1 protein-coding gene is annotated in these 203 nt (G+C 60.6%); it reads left to right on the top strand.

The annotated features are described in order from the left end of the window. Positions 1 to 203: contractile injection system protein, VgrG/Pvc8 family (locus HFD87_RS22815; protein WP_167423956.1), on the top strand; the 203-nt coding region annotated here is incomplete at both ends.

Raw genomic sequence — 203 nt, 5'->3', positions numbered from 1 at the left:
GACCGCAACCTGCGCATCTTCCAGAGCCAGACGGTGCCGCAGATTGTGCAGACGCTGCTGAAGGAGTACGGGGTCAATGTGGAGACGCGCCTGGCGGGCAGCTACCGGGTGTGGGAGTACTGCGTGCAGTATCAGGAGAGCAGCCTGGACTTTATCAGCCGCCTGATGGAGCTGGAGGGGATTTACTACTTCTTCCGCCACGA

Source organism: Pantoea sp. EKM21T (assembly GCF_011800405.1).
GTDB lineage: Bacteria > Pseudomonadota > Gammaproteobacteria > Enterobacterales > Enterobacteriaceae > Pantoea > Pantoea agglomerans.
Note: the sequence above shows the minus strand (reverse complement) of the source record. Positions and strands in the feature narration are given on the sequence as shown.